Below are 22,590 nucleotides of genomic sequence, written 5' to 3'. Positions count from 1 at the left end.
ATCTCTATCTCGCGCGAAAATATGGTGGCGATCTCGGCGGCAAAACCGTCGAAGAGGACGGTTTGATGGCGATGTGGACCATCTGGGCGGTTTCCGAGCTCGACGGCAACACCGGCAAGATCGTTTCGACCTATGATAACGGCAACGAAAACACCGAGGCGGGACGCGCGGTGATCGATGTCGCCTGCCGCACCATGAGGCGGCCGCTTTCGGTCCTCGAAAAGCAACTCGACGGCAAGGACTGGATCCTCGGCGGGCGTTTTACGGTCGTCGACCTCAACATCGCGGAAGTGCTGCGCTACGCCCAGAGCGAAACTGCTCTCTTCGACGCGCATCCGAACATTGATGCCTGGATCAGGCGCTGCCAGTCGCGCCCGGCCTATCTGGAGATGCAGCGCAAGCGCTCGCTGGAGCCGGTCGAAATCTGAGGATCAGCCGAAGACCGCGGCCGTTTCAGCCATTTCCTCGCGGATCCAGGCCTTGAAGTCGCGCACCTTCTTCGGCTCACGGCTGCCTTCGGCACTCACGAAATAATAACCGTCGCCGGTATTGGCGCGAATGCCGAAGGGTGCGACCAGCCTGCCTTCCTGCAATGAAAAGCCCGCAAGCGTCTGCCAGGCGAGCATCACGCCCTGCCCGGCAATCGCCGAATCGAGGCAGAGCGAGGCATCGTTGAACACATGGCGCACGGCAGGCGGCGCGCCAGAGAGACCGGCTGCCTGCATCCAGACATCCCATGTGAACATGGCGTGAGCATCGATGACGGCCGGCAGTTTCAGGATATCGGCCGGCTCCTTCAGCTTCGCGGCCATCTCGGGGGAGCAGACAGGAAACACCACCTGGTCCAAGAGATGCTCGACCTTCACGCCCGGCCAATGTCCCTTGCCGACCCGGATGGCGACATCGATGTCGGAGGCGGCCAGATTGACGAGTTTGGTGGTCGCGTCGAGGCGCAGGTTGATTTCCGGGTGGCGTTCCATGAACCTGTCCAGCCGGCAGACCAGCCAGCGGGCAGCCAAAACAGGCGCCACCGATATGGTCAGGATGCATTCGTCCTTGCGCTGCGCCATCGAGACAGCTTCCGCAAGACGGAGGAAGCCTTCGTTCAGGGCGGCAAGAACGGGAGCGCCTGCTTCCGTTGCCAGCATGCCCTTCGGCGTGCGCTCGAAGAGCAGCCGGCCGAGCTGTGCTTCAGCCTTGATGACCTGCTGGCTGACGGCGCCGACGGAGACGCCAAGTTCATCCGCGGCCGCCTGAAGCGAGCCCAGCCGGCCAACGGCCTCCAATGCGCGAAGGCCATTGAGATGTACGGAATTGAGATTTCTCATATAGTTTTCCTATAGTATGGAACCGGTAATCTCAATTGAAAAGCGGATATTCATCGCCGATATTGACAGCACAAGACGATTATCTCCGAAGGCATTGGATAGAATGAGCCGTCGAGGCCGATGATCCTGCTCGCGCCGATGGCCGTACCACGCTTTGAGAAAGCGAGAGCCGAGATGACACTGCTGAAGTTTTTCTGGAGCCAACCAAATCCTGGTACGAGTAGCTCACCGACCGAATATGATTGGGATGTCGATCTGCTCGATCACCCTGATATCGTTGCCATGTCACAGCGCGAGCTTGCAGACCTGCCTTTGCCGATGCCCGCGTCGCACCGCACGCCACAACGACAACTAGAGAAATGCGTCTGAAACTGTAATATATTCCCGTTCAGGAATATTCAGGGCGGGCGGCATGACGGAAAGTGTGGAAGGCATTCTGGCGCGGTTGAGGCGGCTGGCAACGGAGGCAGGCCTGCCTGGCATCGAGGAAAGTACCTCTTATGGCAGCCCGGCGCTGAAGGTCGGTGGCAAAAGTTTCGTCGCGGTCAAGAACGATGAAACGGTGGTGATCTCGATCCCGATCGACCACAAGGAACACCTGCTGACGATGGCGCCCGATATCTATTATCAGACGAACCACTATGTCGGCTGGCCGCATCTGCCGGTCCGGATTGCCGTTATCGACGACGACGAACTCAAGCAGCGGCTGATCGACGCCTGGACGTACCGGGCGCCGAAGAAGTTGATATTCGCCTATAGGGCTTAGACTTTTTCGCGTGCAAGTGCGCGCTGTACCGCGGGGCGCTCCAGCATGCGGCCGTAATGTTCGCTGACCCTCGGGAAAACCGAGGGATCGACGCCGTCGGATGGCAGCCAGCCAGTCATGACGAAGAGATAGGGATCGGCGACCGTATAGGCGTCGCCCATGACCCACGGACCCTGGAACAGGCTTGCCTCGATCAGTTCGAAGCTTTCGGTCATGGTCTGCGGCACCTTGGCCTTCATCGCCTCCAGCGCGGCGGCGTCATCGGCCCAACGGTACCCGCGCGGGCGGTGGGCATGGTTCACATGCACGGTCGACGAGATGTAGCTGTTGAAAGCCTGCAGTCGCGCAAACTCGAAGGGATCGTCGATCGGGCCAAGCTTTGCGGCTGGCGCGATCTGGGCGATATAAGCAAGGATTGCCGTATTCTCGGTCAGCACGCCACGTTCGGTCGCCAGGGCTGGAACGCGACCTTTCGGATTGATCTTCAGATAGGCTTCCGAACGCTGTTCGTTTTCCCGCGTATTGACCTTCTTGGCGTCGAAGGAGAGGCCGGATTCCTCAAGGGCGATAAGACTTGCAAGCGCGCAGCTTCCCGGTGCGAAATAAAGTGTAAGCATGATGAGACTCCCCTTTTCGGGGAGCCTTATAGCGTGAGCTTCAGGGCCGGCGAAAGATAGAGCCGTGCTTTCTCTTCACCTCGGCGGGCAGAATAAGCGACACTCAGGCGCAGCCTGGCACATCTTCCAGCCGGTACCAAACCGGAATGCCGCGCTCGGTGGCGATGCGCACGTCGTTATCCGCCCCTTTGGAATCGCCCGGCAGGCGCAGCACGCCCTCGCAGAGCTGCAGCAGCCGGCCGGCCACCGGATGGAAGATTTCCTCGTAGAGATCATCTCCGACAGACTTTCCCCCGGCCGCATGCCAGATCGGCAAGGCCACCCATTCGCCGATCATCGGCACATGGCCTGCCCGGAAAAGTGCGCAGGACGGCTCCTCCAGGCGCTTGAGGTTGGCAGCCATCTTTGCCGGGTCATCGCCCGTTCCGGACCTGTAGGGCCCGGCAATCAAAATTAACATGATCTACTCCATCGACTCCCGGCCTCATGCACGGGATTTCGCGAAAATGCACGATATTTCTTGAATGTCGAGTCAATTCGTGCATATTCGCGATACTTCGTAGATTTTCGTGCAGGAGCATTCATGCTGACCAGCCAACGCAAGGCCCTCATCCTCGATATCCTGCGCCGCGACGGGCAGGTGATTGCCAAGCGGGTGGCGGAGGATTTCGAACTCTCGGAGGATACGATCCGCCGCGATCTGCGGGAGATGGCGGCGGAAGGGCTGCTGAAGCGCGTGCATGGCGGCGCCTTGCCCATTGCCCCTGATCTGCCCGACTTCACGGCCCGCAGTGAAGTCGCTTCCGAGATCAAGGCCCGGCTCGGCGCAAAGGCGGCGCAGATGGTGAAAGCCGGGCAGATGGTATTTCTCGACGGCGGAACGACGACGGCGGAAGTGGCGCGCCATCTGCCGCGAGACATTCCCCTCACCATCGCCACGCACAGCCCGACGATTGCCGCCGAGCTGGAGCATTACCCGACGGCCGAGGTGATCCTCTGCGGCGGCAGGCTCTACAAGCACTCGATGGTGGCGACAGGCGCGGTCGCGATGGCGACGATCTCCGCTCTGCGGCCGGATATCTTCTTCCTCGGGGTGACGGCCGCTCATCCCGTGCACGGATTTTCGACCGGTGATTTCGAGGAGGCGGCAATCAAGCGGCACATTGCCCGCTGTTCAGCGGAGACGCATGTGCTGCTGACCGCGGAGAAATTCGATCTCGTTTCACCCTGCCCGGTGCTGGCCGTCAGCGAGGTGGCGGGGCTGATCGTGCCAGCGGAAATGCCGGCCGAACGGCTGAAGCCCTATCGCGATCTCAACGCTGCGATCTTGGCAGCGTGATTGCCCTGTGAGACAGAGAACAGCGTGATCCTTTGACCTACGATTCAACGTGTGATTTCGATGCTGTCGATCGAGTAATCAGAGGCGCCGAGATCATCGGATTGACTGTGCATGACCAAGAAGTAGCGAAGTTCCTCGATATAATATCCGCTTTCCTTCCWGCTTGTATGGTCGCACTGCAGCGGCCAGGCGCGGCCTTCAAGAGCAGCGTGGACAGTCTTCGCTTCGACCGACCGGCCAATCATGCAGGAGGTTTCTTGAAGCCCGGCTCCTCCCGACATTTCCGTACCGAAGGAAAAGGAGGCATCAGCAGCCCAAGCCGAGACGGTCAACGTCAATGCTGTCGTGATCGTTATCCTCCGGTTTTCCTGAGGGCCGTGTAAGCCCCGCTGATTGTTTTTGGATTTCAGCTGCACTGGACCCACCTCTTCACGGTCCATGACGAAGCTTGGACTATAGACTTCACGAACCCGGGTCGTCCCGCTTTTGCCTGGTTTGACGACGAGGGTGACCTGGTGACCGGGTCTTGTGCTGCTCGTCCTCGTAATGCTGGCCTCCAGTGCGACAGGTCCGTTGGGCAGTATCGCCTGCAGCTTTGCGSCCGTTGCCTGCACATTTGCGGGAACGGCGACATCATCCAGCCCAGGTTCGTCGCCGTAGCCAGGCTGGCTGATCTCTTGAAGAATCGATTGAAACGAGGCGCGCCCCTGGCTGAAGATTGTTTCATCGGGATGACTAAGGCATCCCCTGAATGATCGTTCGATGAGCTGCTGGGCTTCCCTCTCGCCGAATTTCTGCCTTATGACATCGAAATGCTCCATCACCGATATGATGACGGCATTGGCACCCTCATTGATGACTGTCTGGTTATTGTCGCGCATCGCGTCGACCAGGATTTGACATTTGGATTCAGTCGTCAAACTGCCAAGGAGCGGGTTAGGCGAACCGCCGGAGGATTCTGCCGCCTGCGCCGCACCCAACCCCTGCCCAGAATGCCGTGACGGCAACGACACCGAACGATCCGAATCTTGCCATCCAGATATTTTCCTTGTTGACCTGCGCTCACTCGGTCAAAGCCGAGGTCACCCTGACATCACCGACATGGATGCCATTCCAGTTGTGCATCGATTTATTTGCCAGAGCGGTCAGCGCAGCATGTTCCTTGCTGCCCTTTTCGAAGTAGCGGGCAAGTGTCGCTGCAACCATGGCTTCGGCAGCGCGGGTGGTACCATCATCACACTTCAATGCGATCGCAATACCCTGTTCCGGGATGGCAGCGCAGAAGACGCCTTCGGCGCCCGTCTTGCAAAAGATCCGTCCGGGGGCGATCTGCATCAGCACTGTGCAGGCGCGGCCGGTGCCGGCGACATAGAAGGGCTCTGCCATGCAGGCTTCGAAAAGGCGGCGGGATGCTTTTGCACGCTCACGACCGAGGCCATTGCCGGTCGCCATCTTCGCAAAGCCGTGGGCGAGTGCCTTCAGCGGCACGGCATAGCTCGGAATGGAGCAGCCATCGGTGCCGCAATTGTCATGGCCGAGTGCTGCACCCGTCAGGTTCTCCATGGCGTCGCGGATCTGCTGCTGCAGCGGATGGTCGTATCCGACATAACCCTTGCTATCGATGCCCTGATGGCAGCATGTGCAGACGAAGCCGGCATGCTTGCCGGAGCAATTGTTGTGAAGCGCCGTCGGCTTCTCCAGCGTGCGCGCCTGGTGGATCAGCGTCTTCTGGTCCGAGGACCAGTGCGCGCCGCATTCCAATGCGTCCATGTCACGGCCGGCTCGCGAGAGCATGGAGGCGGCGAGCGCCACATGTTCGTCCTCGCCGCTATGGGAGGAACAGGCGAGAGCCAGTTCCTTGTTGCCGAACCCATGGGCATCCGCCGCGCCGCTTTCGACCAGCGGCAGCGCCTGCATCGCCTTGCAGGCCGAGCGCGGAAAGACGCCAGCCTCGATAACACCCAGCGAAAAGGCGACACGGCCATCGCCATCCACGATCGCAACCGATCCGCGATGGCGGCTTTCGACGAGCGAACCTCGGGTGACTTCAACGAGGACGGGATTGGACATGGGCGAGAATCCGGATTGTTGGCAGGGAGACTGAGGGCATAGCCCCTCGCTTTCCGAAAGCCAATGGAATTTGCGCTGCATGCCGGCCGATCACAGCATCTAAACAACCATCACACGAAGTGACTGTTGTTGCGGCAAGCTATCGTTTTCCGTGTAGGCACGATGGAGCTAGAGATAGGGCATCAGGACTCGTTCTCATGCCATCTTCATTTTCTTCCATCATCCGCGACAGCCGCATCCGCATTCCGACCGTCACCCTGGTTGCACTCGCCTTCACCTATGCCTCGACCGTCCCCTATCAGTCGATCATCGGCATCAGCGAACTCGGCATGAGTGACGGCGCCTATTCGGCGCTGGTGTTTGCCGCTGCCGTCGTCAATGTCGCGATCAGCCTTACGCTCGGCATATGGTCCGACAGGCTGACGGAAAGACGGCCGCTGGTGCTGGCGCTTTCGGTTGCAGGCATTATCGGCTTCGGATCGATCGCGCTCATCCACAGTCCCGCCATCTTCATCCTTTCGGTGCTGTTTCTAGTGCCGATGAGCAATTCCACCTATTCGCTGCTCTTTGCGAGCGTGCGGGCGCGCACCAATCAGCTGGCCCGCAGCGAGGCGGTCGCCATCACTTCGACGGTGCGGGCGCTCTATTCCGGCTCATGGGCGGTGGCGCCGGGGCTGGTCGGCCTGGCGCTGGTGACCTCGCCATCGATGACTCCGGCCTACGCGGTTGCGGCGCTGGCAAGCCTGACCTGCTTCTGCCTCTATTTCTTCTTCGCACCCGGCAACGGTCCGGCGCGCGAGACGATGCCCAACCAGCCGGGTTTCTTCGCCTCGCTAAAGCGGGTCTTTGCGCCCGATGTTTTCCAGCGTGTCTTCGTCATGTCGCTGCTGYTCGGCCTGCAGCGGCTGAACGGCATGGTCGCACCGCTCATCATCGTGCACTCGATCGGCGGCTCGGTCGTCGACGTCGGCTTCCTGTCAGGCCTGACGGCCCTCCTAGAAATGCCCTTCATGATGATGTGGGGGCTGGTGCAGCGGCGCTTCCATACGGTGCATGTGCTGGCCTTCGGCTCGGTGCTCTACTGTCTGTACCTGGTGCTGCTCGGCTTTGCCACCGCACCCTGGCAGCTCTATGCGCTGCTTGGTCTCAACGCCTGCGGGGCGGCTGCGATCCTCAGCCTGCCGATCACCTATCTGCAGGATCTCATCGCCGACCGGCCGGGGCTCGGCAGTTCACTGATCTCGCTCAACACCTTTATCGGCATCGGCGTCGCCGCAGGTGTTTTCGCTCTGGGAACGGCAGTCACCGATTATTCCGGCACGGCCTTCGTCGGCGCCGCTGTCGGCATCGTCACCATCGTGATCCTGCTTTATCTGGAAAGCGGCAGTCGCGTGCGCCAGCCGGCATAAATCTCTCTTCTTGGCAATTCCTTATGGAAAACCGAACGACACTTTTCCGGGAATTGCTCTATCTCGGGGTAATCCGATAGGCACAGCGGCGCGCGCCAAGCAGGATATGCTCGCTACGCTCGACATTGGCCGAAAGCACGCTGCGGAAGGTTTCGATTTCCGAACGGCAGAAGCCGGCGCAGACCGTCGCCGCCGCGCAGATCGGACAATGGTTTTCGACAAGCATCAATGATCCGTCGCTCTCCTGCCAGCTATCGGCCATATAGCCCTCGCGGCTTCGGATGGCGGCGAGCCCCTCGACGCGGGCGGCAAGATCCGGCCTGCCGGCAAGCTCTTCGCGATAGCGCTGCAGCGTTTCGTTTTCGCGGGCGGCAATGACTGCATCGAGCGCGGCGGGGCCGAGCTGCTCGACAACAGTCGTCAGCAAGGTTGCCGTCAGTTCAGCATGGCCATCCGGAAAATGCCTGTTACCCTCAGCCGTAAGATGCCAGAGCTGGCTTGGGCGCCCCCTGCCCCTGGCGGCGACGGTGACAGGTTCCACCAGCCCTTCTTCCGCCATCTTGGCAAGCTGCTGTCGGGCGGCCTCACCGGAAATGCCGAGCGCATCGCCGACTGCAGCAGCGAGCTGCGGCCCTCCGGTCTTCAACAGGATCAGGATGCGGTTGACGGGAGACTGGCGCATATTTCCAAGTTATCTCTTGTTTTAATCCGAGGCTCATGCAATTTTCCAATTAATAGCTTGGAAAATAATCACGAGCCAGGAAAAACGCAAGGATTCATCATGTCCGAGACCGCCTTGGAGCCACCCGGCTCGTCAACCTCCCTCTTCCAGCTGTTTTCTCCCTCGCTGTTGCCGGCGACATTGATGCTTGGCGGCGGCATGACGATCTCAGCCGTCGAAAGTTACATTACAGCGACGATCGCGCCGAGCATCGTGCGGGACATCGGTGGGCTTGAGCTGTTTTCCCTGGTGACGACACTTTATATCGCTGCCACCATACTGGGGTCGATCTTCATGGCGATGCGACCGAAGAGCATTAGTCTGCGCAATGTCTATATTGTTGCGGCCGTGGTCTTCGGTGTCGGCAGCCTGCTTTGCGCTGTTGCACCTTCGATGCCGGTCGTGCTGATCGGCCGAACGGTGCAGGGTTTCGGCACCGGCGCACTTGCCGCCCTCTGTTACGCTTTCATCCGCTTTGTCTATCCCGAGCCGCTCTGGCCCAAGGCTTCGACGCTCTATGCGGCGATCTGGGGTGTGTCGACCGTCATCGGGCCGACGCTCGGTGGCTTCTTTGCGCATGGCAGCAGCTGGCGCTATGCCTTCGCCGTGCTCGTGCCGCTCGGCGTACTGATGGCGATGCTGGCGCCGCGGCTGCTACCAGAGGCCGAGGACGACCGCGAACAGACGAAGGTGCCTGTCATGCAGATCTGCCTGTTGCTGGCGGCGGTGCTCCTGGTCAGCACCGCGGGCACGGTCGAGATGACAACGGCGAAGATCGCGCTGATCGCCGTTTCGGTCGTCGCCGTCGGCGCGATGCTCGTCATCGAACGCAAGGGAGACAACCGGCTGCTGCCATCAGGCGCGGTAACGCTCAGTCGACCGATCTCGCGGGTGTACCTCACAATGCTCGGTCTGACCTTCGTTTTGGTCAGCGATATCTTCATTCCCTATTTCCTGCAGGTCCTGCACGGGGTGACGCCGCTGATCTCGGGCTATCTGGTGGCGCTGGTCGCGCTCGGATGGACGGTGGCCGCTTTCTCCAGCGGCTCCTTCTCCGGCCGGAAAGCCAACGCGGCAGTTATTGCAGGCTGTGTGACGGAGGCCGCGGCAACAGCCGCACTCGCCATCTTCCTCGCCCGCGAAAATACTGATGCGCATCTCGCGATCCTTGGACCGGCGGCGGTTGCCATGTTCATGATGGGTTTCGGGATCGGCCTTGGCTGGGCGCATCTCGTCGCTAAGGTTCTGAAGCTCGTAATCGACAGCGAGCAGGACAAAGCGTCGGCGGCAATCCCGACCATGAGCTCGCTCGGCAGCGCCTTCGGCGCGGCCTTTGCCGGCGTCATCGCCAATGGCGCAGGACTGGTAGAGCCGGGAGGCGTTGCAGGGGCGCTTTCAGCTGCAGGCTGGCTCTATCTGATCATGGCCGTGCCCGGGCTGATTGCCATCGGCGCGGCGCTATCGCTCAACCGAGCTTCAGCATGATCTTGCCGATGTGGTTGCTGGTCTCCATCAGCCGATGGGCGGCGGCCACATCTTGGAAGGCAAAGGTCTTGTAGATGACGGGCGCGACCGTGCCGGCTTCGAGAAGCGGCCAGACTTCGGACAGGAGATCGTCGCGGATCGCCCGCTTCTCCTCTGCCGTGCGCGGGCGCATGGTGGAGCCGGTCACCGTCAGGCGCTTGACCATGATCGGCGCCAGGTTGACCTTTTCGGCAACCGCGCCCTGCAGGAAGGCGATGATGGACAGGCAACCGTCTTTGGCCAGCGAGGCGATGTTCTTTTCGAAATAGGCCGCGCCGATCATGTCCAGGACGATATCCACGCCGTGACCGGTCTCTTCCTTGATGACGGCGGCGAAATCCTCTTGCTTGTAGTTGATGGCCCTCGTGGCGCCGAGCTTCTCGCAGGCCTCGCACTTCTCCTTGGAGCCGGCGGTCGCATATACCTCGGCGCCGAAGGCCTTGGCGAGCTGAATGGCGGTTGTACCGATGCCGCTGGAACCGCCATGGATCAGCACTTTCTCGCCTTCCGTCAGACCGGCCATCTGGAAGAGGTTTGCCCAGACGGTAAAGAAAGTCTCCGGAAGAGCAGCCGCCTTCACTGCATCGTATCCCCTAGGGAAAGGCAGTGCCTGGCCGGCGGGCAGAAGGCAATATTCGGCATAGGCGCCGCCGTTTGCGAGGCCGCAGACCTTGTCGCCCAGCGCATAGCCAGTCACGCCAGGGCCGATCGCAACGACTTCGCCGGCAAGTTCGAGGCCGAGAATGGGGCTCGCATCCTTCGGTGGCGGATAGCTCCCCTGGCGCTGGGAAATATCAGGGCGGTTGACGCCAACAGCCTCTGTATGGACGAGGATCTGGCCTTCGCCCGGCACCGGCACCGGTCCGTTTGCAATGACCATCGCCTCCGGCCCGCCGAAAGACGGCAGATCGACAAAACGCATATGCGAAGGCAACGACATGACCCGGCTCTCCCTATTCCGAAGCATTGGAGATAATTCAGGGTCCGGGGCTTGGGAAGGCCGGAAGTAACAGAGGCGTCAATTCGCCTCGCCTAACRTATGGAATATGAGGCCCTCGTCGCTCTCCTTGGCGCTCGACTTCACCTGGGCGATTTCGGCGCTGACGCGATTGATATCGTCGATGACGAGACCTTCCGGCAGTTCGAGAACACCGATCGAGCAGCGCATCAGCGGGAAGAAGGCTTCCGCGCCGGCGCGATCGTGACCGCGGATACGGCCGGCGGCGCGGTCCTCATCCGAATAGAAATCAAGCACGTCATCATGGAAATCGCTGATCAGACGGTCGAGGATTTCCGTCAGTTCCTCCTTCGTCCAGCCGACGACGCCGATGAAGAAGTCGTCGCCGCCGACATGGCCGAGGAAGTGGCGCTCGGCGAAGAAGTAACGGCGCATCAGCGCGGCGAAGAGCGAGATCGCATGATCGCCGAGATGGAAGCCGTAGGCATCATTGAAGGGTTTGAAGTTGTCGAAGTCGCAATAGCAGAAATGGCGCACTTCATCGCCGTCGCGGCCGGAATGGCGCATGAAATCACGGATGGCGCGGTTACCCGGCAGGCCGGTCAGCGGGTTCTGGTCCTGCGCCGTCTTCAGCTGCTTTTCGTTGATGACCTTGATCAGCGAAGCGGCGGAAACGACACCGGCATAACGCATGTTGTCGGTGAGGATCAGGCAGTTGCTGCCTTCCATATTGGCGAAGATCGCCATCAGCTGGTCGGCGTCGCTGTCGAGGCCGACGATCGGCGCGCGCTCGACAAAATGCGAGATGGTGCGCTCATAGACCTTGTTCTTCAGGAGATCGCGGCCGAAGGGCTGATAGATATATTCCTTGAGGTGATGCTCGTGGATAATGCCGCGCGGTTCACCATTGGCGTTCAGCACCGGGAAGTAGGCCTGGCGCGGGTTGCGGCGGAACAGCTCGAATACCGTGTCGATGGCGTCGCTCTCATAGACGGTCGGCAGCATTTCGATCTGCTTGCGGATGAGGATTTCATCGAGCGACTGGCTGTTGCCCTTGTTCTTGCCGAGTTCCTGCAAGTGCGGGTAGGCCGGTACGAGCTCTGAGAGATGCGTCGATGGGCGGGAGATGAACCAGCCCTGCACGAGATCGACGCCATAATCGCGGCAGACGATAAATTCGGCTTCCGTCTCGATGCCCTCGGCGATCACGCGGGTGCCGAGCACGTGGGCCATGTGGACGATGCTCTTCAACAGGTGCCGCTTGCGCGGGCTGCGATCGATATCGGCGACGAAATGGCGGTCGATCTTCAGGTAGTCGACGGAGTAATCGCAGAGCAGCTTCATCTCGCCGTGGCCAACGCCGAAATCGTCGATCGCCAGCTTGAAGCCAGCCTTGCGCAGGCGCAAGACGAGTTCGGCGAACTCGGGCACGCTGGTATTGTCGAAGCGCTCGGAGAATTCGAAGCAGATGGAGGACGGCGGGATATTCGCCGTTTTCAGCTGCAGCAGCAGACTCTCGACAAGACGATTGCCATGCGGGATGAGGCGAACGTCGAGATTGAGGAAAAGCGTGGCGGTCGCGAAATTCGAGAGCGTCGCAAACTTGGCGAGTGCGCGGTTCGCGACCATTTGCTCAAGTTGCAGGAGCTGTCCGGTCTCATGGGCTTCGTCAAGGATTTCTATCGGCGTTTCGAAACCGATGCGCTCCTGTCCGCGCATGAGGGATTCATAACCGAAGACCGTGCCGGTGCCGGCTTCGACGATCGGCTGAAACGCATTTTCGACGACGAGTTTGGCGAGGGTGACGATTTGATCGCTAGCGTAACGACGCACGACACCCGGTTCGACGCTGGCAGCCAAAGACATGCCAATCTCCACTGTAACCTTTTCTTTTTCGGCCGGACAATGGAGCAGAAGGGTCAACGAACCCTTTCGTCAGTGTGAAACTTTTATGAACGCGCAAACGCTCATGCACGCTGAGCGCTTATTAGATTTTTGTTTTTTCAATCAACGGCTTACTCAAGCCGAGCGGCGGTGTTCCGCTTCGTGATCGGCGAACATATCGGCGACGCATCTGCCGCCGCTGGGTGCGCTTTCATCGGCCAGAACTTCGTTGCGATATTCGCCCAATTTACGGGCGGCATCCCACAGGCGCAGTGCTTCGCGCACGACTTCGCTGCTCGATGCATATCCGCCTTGATCGACAGCATCGCGGATGCCGGCTGCCTGGAGCGGTGAGATGGAAACGGTGACCATCGGCATGGAATTCTCCTCCCATTCTATTTCGGCAGAGACTGCCTCGGGGGTCCATTTTCGGCTTTCTGGGGCGACGCGCGCCAATGCCGAAGTGCCTCAGCACAGGACGCGGCCCTTCTCAGGAGCAGCCTTCAATTCCGGAATTTTAGTACCCCGTCATCTTCTTGTCAAAAAAGAAACGGCTGGGACCTGACCATCCGGCGGCCTCTCTCCACAGTTTCAAGACCGAATACCTAGGCCGAAGGCGAGCATTGTCCAGCCCTGAACGATAAGATCGATTGCCAGGAACAGGCCGAGGATCCAGAGGCTGTTGACCGGCCAACCGAGCGCAATCAGGAAGCCTGCAAGGGCGGTGATGACGCCGCTTGCGACAATCCAGCCCCAGCCTTTGAGCGGCCGCATACGCCTACCGACGAAGACGCGAAAGACACCGGCAATAAGCAGCGCAATGGCGAGAAACAACGTCAAGGCTGCCGAGGTGAGGATCGGGTTGATGAAGGCGAATATGCCGGCGAGCACATAGAGAACGCCGCTCAACGCCCAGAAGAGGACGTGATCCCAGCCGCGCACCTGAAAGGCGTGGACGAGATAGATAACACCACCTGCCAGCATCAGCATGCCGACATAGAAGACCGAAGCGACGGTCGCCATCAGCAGGTTGCCGAGAGCGACGAGGCCGCAGATGAGAAGCAACACGCCGAGACCGACGAACCATACCCATTTCGACCGCAGCGGGGATGCAGGCATTCCGTCGTAAATATTAGCCATCGGCGCACCTCCTGATTGCTGGAGATATGCTGCAACAATTTCGCACGGAAAGAGATGAGCGAGATCAATTCAGTGAAAGATTTTTATTGATTGATCAGTCAATCAAAAATACGCTCCATGCATTCTCGGGAGGACTGAGCTTGCCGAAGGTCGGAATGGAACCGGTGCGCCGCAAGGCGCTTGTGGATGCGGCGCTGCGGGTGATCGGCGATCACGGCTCGCTGAGCGTCACCATGTCGGACATCGCCCGGCGGGCCGGTGTGTCGCCCGCGCTTGCGCATCACTATTTCGGCAGCAAGGCACAGCTGCTGATCGAGACGATCCGTTTCCTTTTACGGCAGCTGCGCGACGACGCGGTAACAGCGCTGAGACAAGCTGCAACGCCGCGCGAACGGATCTCGGCCATCATCCGCGTCAGCTTTAACGCCGACCAGTTCGCGCCACAGACGATCGCCGCCTGGCTCGCCTTCTATGCAGAGGCACAGCGATCCGAGGAGACGCGGCGTTTCCTCGTTATCTATGCCCGACGCCTGCGCTCCAACCTGCTTGCGCCGCTCAAGTCGCTCTGCCCTGCAGATGCCGCAGAACGCATTGCCGAGGGCGCGGCCGCGATGATCGATGGACTCTATATCCGCCAAAGTCTGAAATCGGCGCCGATCGGCATCGCAGCCTCGATCGCGCTGACGGAAGACTATGTGAATGCGCTCTTGGCAGCCACCTCCCCTTCTCCCCGTCGGGGAGAAGATGTCCGAAGGACAGATGAGGGGGTGAGCGACGCAGGGCCGAGATTGCGGCCCCCTCATCCGGCCCTGTGGGCCACCWTCTCCCCGAGGGGAGAAGGGACGACCAGATCGAACCAAGCCAGGGACAAAAGACATGAAAGCCCAGCCGAAAGCATCGCACTTCATCGACGGGGAATATGTCGAGGATGACGGCGGCACCGTCATCGAAAGCATCTATCCGGCAACCGGCGAAGTGATCGCCCGGCTGCATGCCGCAACGCCCGCCATCGTCGAAAAGGCAATCGCCGCTGCCAAACGCGCCCAGCCGGAATGGGCGGCACTGAGCCCGATGGCGCGCGGGCGCATCCTGAAGCGTGCAGCCGAAATCATGCGTGAGCGCAACCGCGAGCTTTCGGAACTGGAGACGCTCGACACCGGCAAGCCGATCCAGGAAACGATCGTTGCCGATCCGACCTCAGGCGCCGACGCCTTCGAATTCTTTGGCGGCGTAGCACCGGCGGGGCTGAATGGCTCGCACATCCCGCTCGGCCAGGACTTCGCCTATACGAAGCGCGTGCCGCTCGGCGTCTGCGTCGGCATCGGCGCCTGGAATTATCCGCAACAGATCGCCTGCTGGAAGGGTGCACCGGCGCTGGTTGCCGGCAATGCCATGGTCTTCAAGCCCTCGGAAACAACGCCGCTCGGCGCGCTGAAGATTGCCGAAATCCTGCATGAGGCCGGCCTACCGAAGGGGCTCTACAACGTCATCCAGGGCGACCGGGGCACAGGACCGCTGCTCGTCAACCATCCCGATGTCGCCAAGGTTTCGCTGACCGGCTCGGTTCCGACCGGCCGCAAGGTAGCGGCTGCCGCTGCAGGCCAGCTGAAGCATGTGACGATGGAGCTCGGCGGCAAGTCACCCCTGATCGTCTTCGACGATGCCGATCTCGACAGCGCCGTCGGTGGGGCGATGCTCGGCAATTTCTATTCGACGGGCCAGGTCTGCTCCAACGGCACGCGCGTCTTCGTGCAGAAGAAGATCAAGGGCGAATTCCTGAAACGGCTGAAGGCGCGGACCGAGGCGATCCTCATCGGTGACCCCATGGACGAAGCCAGCCAGCTCGGCCCGATGGTCTCCTGGGCACAGCGCGAGAAGGTGCTTGCCTATATCGAGAAGGGAAAGGCCGAGGGCGCAACGCTGGTGACCGGCGGCGGCATTCCAAACCATGTGACGGGCGAAGGCTATTTCGTGCAGCCGACGGTCTTTGCCGATGTGACTGATGGAATGACGATCGCGCGGGAAGAAATTTTCGGGCCTGTCATGTGCGTGCTCGATTTCGACGACGAAGCCGAAGTCATCAAGCGCGCCAATACGACGGAATTCGGCCTCTCGGGCGGCGTCTTCACGGCCGATCTGACCCGCGCACATCGCGTCGTCGACCAGCTGGAAGCCGGCACGCTATGGATCAACACCTACAATCTGTGCCCGGTGGAAATACCGTTCGGCGGCTCGAAGCAGTCGGGTTTCGGGCGGGAGAATTCGCTGGCAGCACTTGAGCACTATAGCGAGCTGAAGACGGTTTATGTCGGCATGGGGCCGGTGGTCTCACCTTACTGACTAAAAGTCCCCTCCCCAACCCCTCCCCACAAGGGGAGGGACTAACGGGCCGCATCGTCGCGTTCGACCTCATCCGTTGTGGTGTGATGGGTAGCAAGACAGAGCGGCAAGTTAAGCCTCTCCCCCTTGTGGGGAGGCGTTGGGGAGGGGAAATCCATCCGTTGCACACGACAATCCAAAGGGAACAGCATGCAACAGGCAGATTTCGTCATCGTCGGCTCGGGCTCTGCAGGTTCGGCGCTGGCCTATCGTCTCTCGGAAGACGGCAAGAACACGGTTATCGTCATCGAGGCGGGCGGCTCGGATTTCGGGCCGTTCATCCAGATGCCGGCAGCGCTTGCCTGGCCGATGAGCATGAAGCGTTATAACTGGGGTTATCTTTCCGAGCCTGAGCCGAACCTCGACAACCGGCGCATCACAGCGCCACGAGGCAAGGTGATCGGCGGCTCATCGTCCATCAATGGCATGGTCTATGTGCGCGGCCACGCTGAAGACTATAACCGATGGGAGGAACTCGGCGCCAATGGCTGGGCCTATGCGGATGTGCTGCCCTATTTCAAGCGCATGGAGCATTCGCACGGCGGTGAGGAAGGCTGGCGCGGCGCGGACGGGCCGCTGCATGTGCAGCGCGGTGTGATGAAGAACCCGCTGTTTCATGCCTTCATCGAGGCCGGAAAACAGGCTGGCTTCGAAACGACTGCGGACTATAACGGCTCCAAGCAGGAAGGCTTTGGGCTGATGGAACAGACCATCCATCGCGGCCGCCGCTGGTCGGCTGCGAACGCCTATCTGAAGCCGGCGCTGAAGCGGCCGAATGTCGAACTCATCAAGGGCTTTGCACGCAGGATCGTGATCGAAAACGGTCGCGCGACGGGCGTGGAGATCGAGCGCGGCGGCGCAACCGAGATCGTCAAGGCCAATCGTGAAGTGATCGTCTCGGCTTCTTCCTTCAACTCGCCGAAGCTTTTGATGCTGTCCGGCATCGGCCCCGGCGGACATCTGCAGGACATGGGCATCGAAGTAAAGGTCGACCGGCCGGGCGTCGGCGCCAATCTGCAGGACCATATGGAATTCTATTTCCAGCAGATTTCGACCAAGCCGGTGTCGCTCTATTCCTGGCTGCCATGGTTTTGGCAGGGTGTCGCCGGCGCGCAATGGCTGCTTTCCAAGGGCGGGCTCGGTGCTTCCAACCAGTTCGAAGCCTGCGCCTTCCTGCGTTCTGCGCCGGGTCTGACGCAGCCTGATATCCAGTACCACTTCCTGCCGGTCGCCATCAGCTATGACGGCAAGGCGGCGGCCAATACGCACGGTTTTCAGGTGCATGTCGGCTATAATCTCTCGAAATCGCGGGGCAGCGTAACGCTCCGCTCTGCCGATCCGAAGGCCGATCCGGTGCTGCGCTTCAACTATATGAGCCATGCCGAAGACTGGGAAAAATTCCGCCACTGCGTGCGCCTCACCCGCGAGATCTTCAGCCAGAAGGCTTTCGATCATTATCGCGGCCCGGAAATCCAGCCGGGGGAGAAGGTCCAGACGGACGACGAAATCGACGCCTTCCTGCGCGAGCATCTGGAAAGCGCCTATCACCCCTGCGGCACCTGCCGCATGGGTGCGAAGGACGACCCGATGGCGGTTGTCGATCCCGATACAAGGGTGATCGGCGTCGAAGGCTTGCGGGTCGCAGACAGCTCGATCTTCCCGCATGTCACCTATGGCAATCTCAACGGACCGTCGATCATGACCGGCGAGAAGGCCGCGGACCATATTCTCGGCAGACAGCGGCTGGCGCGCTCCAATCAGGAACCGTGGATCAATCCGCGCGCGGCGGTAAGCGACCGGTGATCAGTGGTAGTCTTCTTCGCGGTGGTGACGGACGGCGAGCACGATGACGGTCGCTGTCGTGTGATGGATACCGGTTCGTTCCGCCTCCGCCAAGCCGGGCAGCCCTCTTGCAATGAATTCGGCCTGGATCTTTCCATAATCGATCTGACGGCGCACTGAATCGTCGATCAGAGACGACAAACCCGCGCCGTCTTTCAGAACGCTTTCGGCAGCGGCGCGCAATTCAGGATCCGCGCGGGAGACGGAAGCGATGCGGTTTTCATGGCGCCCCATGCGTTGCAACTGCGATGCAACATGGCGGATCGCCGTGCCATGTTCGACGCCCCTCTGCCGAAGGGCATAAAAAACTAGAGCGGGATGCCAGAAAGTGCGCGCGGTTTTCGGCATCCCGCTCTTATCTTTTTGATTGAGAGACGGGTTCAGATTTCAGGTCGATTCGACCTGAAATCATCAGGCTGCGCGAGATACATTTCGGCCTTGCTCTCTCTGCGTTCGCATCTGGAACTGGGCCAGCAGTTCGGAAAGACGACCGCTTTCTTCCGCGAGGCCTGCTCCCGCGGCGTTCATCTCTTCGACCATCGCGGCGTTCTGCTGCGTGACCTGATCCATATGGTTCACGGATGTATTGATTTCGGAAAGACCGGATGCCTGTTCCTTGGCGGCAACTGCGATCGCTTCCATATGCTGGTTTATCGCCACAACCAGTTGCGCGATTTCCTTCAAACCGTCGCCGGTATTGTTGACCAGAGTAACACCCTGATTGACCGCAGCCTCGGAGTTGCCGATCAGCGTCTTGATTTCCTTGGCCGCCTGGGCCGAACGCTGGGCAAGCTCACGAACCTCCTGAGCCACAACCGCAAAGCCCTTGCCGGCTTCGCCCGCCCGGGCTGCCTCGACACCGGCGTTCAGCGCAAGAAGGTTGGTCTGGAACGCGATCTCATCGATGACACCGATGATGTTGCTGATCTGGCTGGATGCGGTTTCGATCTTCTGCATGGCATCGACAGCGTTCGATACCACTTGCCTGGAGGTTTCCGCACGAGCGCTCGCATGACGAACCATCTCGCGTGCTTCGCTGGCGCGTTCCGATGTCTGCTTGACGTTGGTCGTGACTTGCTCCAGCGCGGCGGCCGTTTCTTCCAGCGACGCAGCCTGCTGTTCGGTGCGCTTGGAAAGCTGGTCCGAGGCGGTCGAAATTTCGCCGCTACCGCTGCGAACGCTGCGCGCAGTATGGCTCACACTTTCAAGCGTAGTACGCAACTGGCGCACGGAATCGTTGAAGTCGTGGCGAAGCGTCTCGAATTGTTCGCTGAAGACCTCGTCGATCTCGCACAACATATCGCCGGAGGCAAGACGCTTGAGACCGTCGGCAAGTCCCGATGTCGCCTGCGTCAAACGCTCTTCCGCCTCGCGTTCCACCTTTTGCTGGATGGCGATACGCTCGATCTCGGACGCCTGGCGCGAACGCTCCGCTTCTGCTTCCAGGTTCTTGTTGTGAAGCGCGGCCTGCTTGAACACTTCGACCGCGCGGGCCATCTCGCCGATCTCGTCCGTTCTGTTGGCGCCAGAGACGACAACAGAAAGGTCCCCGCTTGCCAGCTTGCGCATGACCGCCGTCAGCATGCTGATCGGATGGGCGACACGAAAAACCACCATCATGATTCCGGCGATCGACAGAGCAAATGTAAGGAGTGTGGCGACACCATAAATAATGATCGACTGCGTTGCGGCGGAAACATTTTCAGACGTTGCGTTGGTCATCTCTTTCAGCGCCGCTGCTGCGATGTCAGCGAGCGAAGCCTGCGCCGGGCCTGCAGGTTTGCGCCATTCGTCGACAGCGATGTTCATCGGCTGACTGGCCTGGAAAGATTTGATCGCTGCTACCCGCTGATCCGCAAAGGGCCCGGCAAAGTAGGTCGTCTGCGCGGTGTCGTACAATTTCACGAGCCCCGCAGGCGTTGCCGGGCTGCGGACTATCTGCGTGATGACACTCCATGCAAAATTGACCTTCGCATCCAGGAGAGCGATTTCCGCAAGCTTGCCTGCGGGCAAAGCTTCTTTGGCGATAATTGCACCCACAAATGTCGAGTTTGCCGATCCGGCATTGGTGCGGGCCGACCATGCAAGCGAGCGAAGCTGCGTGAACATCATCATTCCGGGCTCGCGCGTATTGATGGCAGCCTCGACGTCGTTGGCGGCCTTTTCGAGGTCGCCCAGCATCTTATCCGCCAATGGCAGAACCTGTGCGGCCAAGGCGGGGTCACGATTAGCGACCGGCATTTTCAGAGCCGCGTCGATCTGCTGACGGAAGGACATCCATTGACTGTACCCCTGAAGGACAGGGGAAAGCGAGGTCCGCAGCGCGGTCGAATCGCTGTCGTCATTCAAGTCTTTGATCGCTGCAAACGCCGGATCGACACTCTTTCGCCCCGCTTCGAGGTTGACCAGGCTGGATTGCGTTTCAGAGGGCTCGAGTTTGATGGCCGACGAAATAGCGCCGCGCTCGCCGCGCAATCCGAGCAGTGCATCGAACAGCTTCGCGTCGACCTGAGCGAGTTCCGAAAGCCGTGTGGAATTCTGATAGACGCGAACTTCCTGCTGCAGCATGCTGCCGACAAGTCCAATGACTGCAAGACTTAATCCCACAAAAGCTAGAACCAAAGTGTGCTTGATCGAAATTTTCACTTTAATTACCCCCAAAGACAGCAATCACGGCCTAAATTATGCTTCGTCGAAGCTCAACAAATGCTTCCTGCAGCAACCGAATTGCCTACCCGCAACCCGTTGCGTTCAAAGACATTATGAGCTTGCGCGGAAACGATAAAAATTGAATTAAACGCTTGCAGGTTACAATATGACTGGCTCGCAGCTCTCAGTTTTTCGCCAGCTGCCATGCGCAGGGACCGACGCAACTTTAGACCGACGATCGTCAGTGTGCGAATGGACACCGAGTCCCGCGTCTTGCACTGTTTGGCGACTCAGTCATGCGTGCCTAACTGAGACTAGCGCTACTTTGGCGGATCGAGGGTGATCAAACATCAGGCGGGAAGGCATGTCCTTTAAGGAGGACGGGCCATGGATTGGGATGCTGCCTGACGGAATGGTTGAGGCCATTTGTCGATCTGCCTGGTCACAAGAAACGGCGGATGCTCGTCGGCGCCGTTCCGGCAGGGGCTGCCGGCCGACGGCGTAGCTGAGCGACATCATGCGGACGGCCACGTCAGAGAAAACCGATCCACCTGCCGGCAACGACGGCAGCGATCCATATCATCGCCGAAAGAGCCGCGGAGAACCGCATGGCGGGACGGACGATGCCGATCGTCATCGCCGCTCGCCAGCCCGTCCCAGCATGAACCAGGAGCGCATTGAAGATGCCGAAAGCGATCAGCCCAAGCTTGGCGAGGAAGGCAGGATTTACGGCATATTCGGTCGGGCGGACACTGAAGAGGCAAAAGCCGGTGAGCAAAGCCAGGACGAGACCGATGCCGGCCGAACGGGACAGGAATGGCGCGACGACCTCCACCGGCACCTTGCCGAACAAACCTGCAAGCCTGAGATCAAGCGGCAGGATGGCGCCGACCAGAAGGCCGATCGCCAGGATATGGGCGGCGTTGACGAACATGTAGAGCGTCGCGGAGCGCCTGAGCTCGACCGCGAGCGTGGTGGCAGCCAGCCATTCGAGAAGCTCCATGACGAGGCGTCAGTTCATCTGGATGCGTTCCGGATAAATGTCGTAGCGCTTTTCACCAATGGTGATGCGCACGGCCTTCAGCCGCTTCTCATTGCGGTCCTGCGACCGGTTTCCGAGTGCTATGACCTGATCGCCGGGCTTTGCGACGCCCTCCACGAAGCCTGAGCGCTCCGTCTGGCGCGGATTGCCGAGCTCGACGCGCCACACACCGTCATCAACGGTTGCGACATCGAGCGTCGGATGCGGCCCGCCCATGGATATCTGCTGGATGATACCGCGAAGCTCGATCTGGTCGGCTTCCGCCCATGACCAGCCGTGATGCGCCGCGGCACCCGTTGCGAATGCGGCCGAGAGCATGGCAGCCGCCAGCGCTCGCTTGCCTGAAAGTGCAAACATGATGTTTCTCCCTACCCGAATGGGCAGGCAGGTGGAGCATGGACGGCAGATGGAAAGGTCACTCACCGAATCTTGAAGGCCGGTGAGAGGGGATCAGGCAAGCAGCCGGGTAACTTCCGCCCCATGCTTGGTGCCGACGGCATCGGCGATGGTCGTGGAGAACAGCACTTTGCGGGTGGCATCCGCTACCTTGGCGAAGACGTGACGAATTTGGCAGGTCTGCTCACCGTCGCAATCATCGCACTTGCGGTAGGCGGTGATCGACAGACAGGGCAGCGGCGCGATCGGGCCATCGATGATCCGCAGGATCTCGCCGAAGGTGATGCTGTGGGCCGGTTTCAGCAACAGGTAGCCACCCTGCTTGCCGCGGCGGCTGACGACGACGCCGTGATGTTTGAGATCGAGCAGAATCTGCTCCAGAAACTTCTTCGGGATCTTCTGCTGCACGGCAATATCGGAAATCATCACGGGTTCGTCGGCCTCGGCTTCCGCCAGAACCGTCAGCGCCCGCAGCGCGTATTTCGCTTTTTGCGTAATCATCTCGGACCGTCGAACACACACAAAG

Annotated in this window: 22 protein-coding genes and 2 pseudogenes; 9 read left to right on the top strand and 15 right to left on the bottom strand. The window is 60.2% G+C overall.

The window, feature by feature from the left end:
* Positions 1 to 428: glutathione S-transferase family protein (locus AC1D35_RS30095; protein ID WP_477941554.1), on the top strand; the 428-nt coding region annotated here is incomplete at its 5' end.
* Positions 429 to 431: 3 nt separating this feature from the next.
* On the opposite strand, the gene AC1D35_RS30090 is transcribed toward AC1D35_RS30095, so the two are convergent.
* A complete protein-coding gene (locus AC1D35_RS30090; protein ID WP_113309920.1) occupies positions 432 to 1,328 on the bottom strand; it encodes a LysR substrate-binding domain-containing protein in 897 nt (298 codons plus the stop codon).
* A 174-nt stretch (positions 1,329 to 1,502) separates the two neighbouring features.
* Between AC1D35_RS30090 and AC1D35_RS30085 the strand changes: the two genes are divergently transcribed.
* Complete coding sequence (locus AC1D35_RS30085; RefSeq protein ID WP_113309930.1) at positions 1,503 to 1,697, top strand: hypothetical protein; 195 nt, start codon at positions 1,503 to 1,505, stop codon at positions 1,695 to 1,697.
* A 43-nt stretch (positions 1,698 to 1,740) separates the two neighbouring features.
* Complete coding sequence (locus AC1D35_RS30080; protein WP_113297125.1) at positions 1,741 to 2,094, top strand: MmcQ/YjbR family DNA-binding protein; 354 nt, start codon at positions 1,741 to 1,743, stop codon at positions 2,092 to 2,094.
* Here the strand turns inward: AC1D35_RS30080 and AC1D35_RS30075 are convergent.
* Positions 2,091 to 2,711 (bottom strand): glutathione S-transferase, encoded by a 621-nt coding sequence (locus tag AC1D35_RS30075; protein ID WP_113297126.1) that lies wholly within the window; start codon positions 2,709 to 2,711, stop codon positions 2,091 to 2,093. The genes AC1D35_RS30080 and AC1D35_RS30075 overlap by 4 nt on opposite strands.
* 103 nt (positions 2,712 to 2,814) lie before the next feature.
* Positions 2,815 to 3,171, bottom strand: coding sequence for a phosphoglycerate kinase (locus tag AC1D35_RS30070; RefSeq protein WP_113309919.1), 357 nt, complete (start codon positions 3,169 to 3,171; stop codon positions 2,815 to 2,817).
* A 123-nt stretch (positions 3,172 to 3,294) separates the two neighbouring features.
* Here AC1D35_RS30070 and AC1D35_RS30065 point away from each other — a divergent pair, with 123 nt between their 5' ends.
* Positions 3,295 to 4,050: a DeoR/GlpR family DNA-binding transcription regulator gene (locus AC1D35_RS30065; protein ID WP_113309918.1), complete on the top strand. Its 756-nt coding sequence runs from the start codon at positions 3,295 to 3,297 to the stop codon at positions 4,048 to 4,050.
* Positions 4,051 to 4,094: 44 nt separating this feature from the next.
* On the opposite strand, the gene AC1D35_RS30060 is transcribed toward AC1D35_RS30065, so the two are convergent.
* Together AC1D35_RS30060 and AC1D35_RS30055 are read right to left on the bottom strand one after the other, a co-directional pair.
* On the bottom strand, positions 4,095 to 5,063 hold the full coding sequence (locus AC1D35_RS30060; RefSeq protein WP_477941549.1) for a hypothetical protein: 969 nt from the start codon (positions 5,061 to 5,063) through the stop codon (positions 4,095 to 4,097).
* A gap of 49 nt (positions 5,064 to 5,112) precedes the next feature.
* Positions 5,113 to 6,120 carry an asparaginase gene (locus AC1D35_RS30055; protein ID WP_113309916.1) on the bottom strand — a complete coding sequence of 336 codons (1,008 nt, stop codon included), beginning with the start codon at positions 6,118 to 6,120 and terminating at the stop codon, positions 5,113 to 5,115.
* Between the two features lie 197 nt (positions 6,121 to 6,317).
* Here AC1D35_RS30055 and AC1D35_RS30050 point away from each other — a divergent pair, with 197 nt between their 5' ends.
* Positions 6,318 to 7,529 (top strand): MFS transporter, encoded by a 1,212-nt coding sequence (locus AC1D35_RS30050; protein ID WP_477941547.1) that lies wholly within the window; start codon positions 6,318 to 6,320, stop codon positions 7,527 to 7,529.
* A 58-nt stretch (positions 7,530 to 7,587) separates the two neighbouring features.
* Here AC1D35_RS30050 and AC1D35_RS30045 read toward each other — a convergent pair whose 3' ends face one another.
* Complete coding sequence (locus AC1D35_RS30045; protein ID WP_113309914.1) at positions 7,588 to 8,211, bottom strand: helix-turn-helix transcriptional regulator; 624 nt, start codon at positions 8,209 to 8,211, stop codon at positions 7,588 to 7,590.
* 99 nt (positions 8,212 to 8,310) lie between these two features.
* Here AC1D35_RS30045 and AC1D35_RS30040 point away from each other — a divergent pair, with 99 nt between their 5' ends.
* Complete coding sequence (locus tag AC1D35_RS30040; RefSeq protein ID WP_113309913.1) at positions 8,311 to 9,735, top strand: MFS transporter; 1,425 nt, start codon at positions 8,311 to 8,313, stop codon at positions 9,733 to 9,735.
* On the opposite strand, the gene AC1D35_RS30035 is transcribed toward AC1D35_RS30040, so the two are convergent.
* The 4 genes from AC1D35_RS30035 to AC1D35_RS30020 form a co-directional block, all read right to left on the bottom strand.
* Positions 9,716 to 10,714 (bottom strand): NAD(P)H-quinone oxidoreductase, encoded by a 999-nt coding sequence (locus AC1D35_RS30035; RefSeq protein WP_113309912.1) that lies wholly within the window; start codon positions 10,712 to 10,714, stop codon positions 9,716 to 9,718. The two genes, AC1D35_RS30040 and AC1D35_RS30035, sit on opposite strands and share 20 nt — an antisense overlap.
* A gap of 78 nt (positions 10,715 to 10,792) precedes the next feature.
* The gene (locus tag AC1D35_RS30030) at positions 10,793 to 12,598 is read right to left on the bottom strand and encodes a GGDEF domain-containing protein (protein ID WP_477941543.1); all 1,806 of its coding nucleotides are present in this window, start codon (positions 12,596 to 12,598) and stop codon (positions 10,793 to 10,795) included.
* 153 nt (positions 12,599 to 12,751) lie between these two features.
* Entirely contained in the window at positions 12,752 to 12,994 is a 243-nt protein-coding gene (locus tag AC1D35_RS30025; RefSeq protein WP_113297136.1) for a type II toxin-antitoxin system ParD family antitoxin, read from the bottom strand.
* Between the two features lie 213 nt (positions 12,995 to 13,207).
* Entirely contained in the window at positions 13,208 to 13,756 is a 549-nt protein-coding gene (locus AC1D35_RS30020; protein ID WP_477941541.1) for an HdeD family acid-resistance protein, read from the bottom strand.
* Between the two features lie 155 nt (positions 13,757 to 13,911).
* Here AC1D35_RS30020 and betI point away from each other — a divergent pair.
* The 3 genes and pseudogenes from betI to betA form a co-directional block, all read left to right on the top strand.
* Positions 13,912 to 14,496 (top strand): annotated as a pseudogene (betI, locus tag AC1D35_RS30015) (transcriptional regulator BetI); the annotation flags it as partial.
* Between the two features lie 136 nt (positions 14,497 to 14,632).
* Entirely contained in the window at positions 14,633 to 16,096 is a 1,464-nt protein-coding gene (betB, locus tag AC1D35_RS30010) for a betaine-aldehyde dehydrogenase (RefSeq protein WP_113309910.1), read from the top strand.
* A 189-nt stretch (positions 16,097 to 16,285) separates the two neighbouring features.
* Entirely contained in the window at positions 16,286 to 17,938 is a 1,653-nt protein-coding gene (betA, locus tag AC1D35_RS30005) for a choline dehydrogenase (protein WP_113309909.1), read from the top strand.
* Here the strand turns inward: betA and AC1D35_RS30000 are convergent.
* The 5 genes and pseudogenes from AC1D35_RS30000 to AC1D35_RS29980 all read right to left on the bottom strand — a co-directional run bounded on the left by AC1D35_RS30000 (position 17,939) and on the right by AC1D35_RS29980 (position 22,565).
* Positions 17,939 to 18,201, bottom strand: a pseudogene (locus tag AC1D35_RS30000) (YlcI/YnfO family protein). It lies immediately after the preceding gene.
* 187 nt (positions 18,202 to 18,388) lie between these two features.
* Positions 18,389 to 20,623 (bottom strand): methyl-accepting chemotaxis protein, encoded by a 2,235-nt coding sequence (locus AC1D35_RS29995; protein ID WP_477941538.1) that lies wholly within the window; start codon positions 20,621 to 20,623, stop codon positions 18,389 to 18,391.
* Between the two features lie 535 nt (positions 20,624 to 21,158).
* Complete coding sequence (locus AC1D35_RS29990) at positions 21,159 to 21,629, bottom strand: DUF6644 family protein (protein ID WP_113309907.1); 471 nt, start codon at positions 21,627 to 21,629, stop codon at positions 21,159 to 21,161.
* Between the two features lie 9 nt (positions 21,630 to 21,638).
* Positions 21,639 to 22,025, bottom strand: coding sequence for a DUF6152 family protein (locus AC1D35_RS29985; protein WP_113309906.1), 387 nt, complete (start codon positions 22,023 to 22,025; stop codon positions 21,639 to 21,641).
* A gap of 93 nt (positions 22,026 to 22,118) precedes the next feature.
* Positions 22,119 to 22,565: an RrF2 family transcriptional regulator gene (locus AC1D35_RS29980; RefSeq protein ID WP_113297144.1), complete on the bottom strand. Its 447-nt coding sequence runs from the start codon at positions 22,563 to 22,565 to the stop codon at positions 22,119 to 22,121.
* Positions 22,566 to 22,590 lie beyond the last annotated feature (25 nt).

The organism is Rhizobium sp. P1_E6 (assembly GCF_056405875.1).
The sequence above is the reverse complement of the archived record's forward strand: the minus strand, read 5'-3'. Positions and strand labels throughout refer to the sequence as shown.

Coding starts and splice junctions, on each gene's coding strand:
- AC1D35_RS30080 (WP_113297125.1), top strand. CDS start 1,741: ATGACGGAAAGTGTGGAAGGCATTCTGGCGCGGTTGAGGCGGCTGGCA.
- betB (WP_113309910.1), top strand. CDS start 14,633: ATGAAAGCCCAGCCGAAAGCATCGCACTTCATCGACGGGGAATATGTC.
- AC1D35_RS29985 (WP_113309906.1), bottom strand. CDS start 22,025: ATGTTTGCACTTTCAGGCAAGCGAGCGCTGGCGGCTGCCATGCTCTCG.
- AC1D35_RS30055 (WP_113309916.1), bottom strand. CDS start 6,120: ATGTCCAATCCCGTCCTCGTTGAAGTCACCCGAGGTTCGCTCGTCGAA.
- AC1D35_RS30045 (WP_113309914.1), bottom strand. CDS start 8,211: ATGCGCCAGTCTCCCGTCAACCGCATCCTGATCCTGTTGAAGACCGGA.
- AC1D35_RS29980 (WP_113297144.1), bottom strand. CDS start 22,565: ATGATTACGCAAAAAGCGAAATACGCGCTGCGGGCGCTGACGGTTCTG.
- AC1D35_RS30090 (WP_113309920.1), bottom strand. CDS start 1,328: ATGAGAAATCTCAATTCCGTACATCTCAATGGCCTTCGCGCATTGGAG.
- AC1D35_RS30075 (WP_113297126.1), bottom strand. CDS start 2,711: ATGCTTACACTTTATTTCGCACCGGGAAGCTGCGCGCTTGCAAGTCTT.
- AC1D35_RS30040 (WP_113309913.1), top strand. CDS start 8,311: ATGTCCGAGACCGCCTTGGAGCCACCCGGCTCGTCAACCTCCCTCTTC.
- AC1D35_RS30085 (WP_113309930.1), top strand. CDS start 1,503: ATGACACTGCTGAAGTTTTTCTGGAGCCAACCAAATCCTGGTACGAGT.
- AC1D35_RS30020 (WP_477941541.1), bottom strand. CDS start 13,756: ATGGCTAATATTTACGACGGAATGCCTGCATCCCCGCTGCGGTCGAAA.
- AC1D35_RS30025 (WP_113297136.1), bottom strand. CDS start 12,994: ATGCCGATGGTCACCGTTTCCATCTCACCGCTCCAGGCAGCCGGCATC.
- AC1D35_RS29990 (WP_113309907.1), bottom strand. CDS start 21,629: ATGGAGCTTCTCGAATGGCTGGCTGCCACCACGCTCGCGGTCGAGCTC.
- AC1D35_RS30070 (WP_113309919.1), bottom strand. CDS start 3,171: ATGTTAATTTTGATTGCCGGGCCCTACAGGTCCGGAACGGGCGATGAC.
- AC1D35_RS30035 (WP_113309912.1), bottom strand. CDS start 10,714: ATGTCGTTGCCTTCGCATATGCGTTTTGTCGATCTGCCGTCTTTCGGC.
- AC1D35_RS30065 (WP_113309918.1), top strand. CDS start 3,295: ATGCTGACCAGCCAACGCAAGGCCCTCATCCTCGATATCCTGCGCCGC.
- betA (WP_113309909.1), top strand. CDS start 16,286: ATGCAACAGGCAGATTTCGTCATCGTCGGCTCGGGCTCTGCAGGTTCG.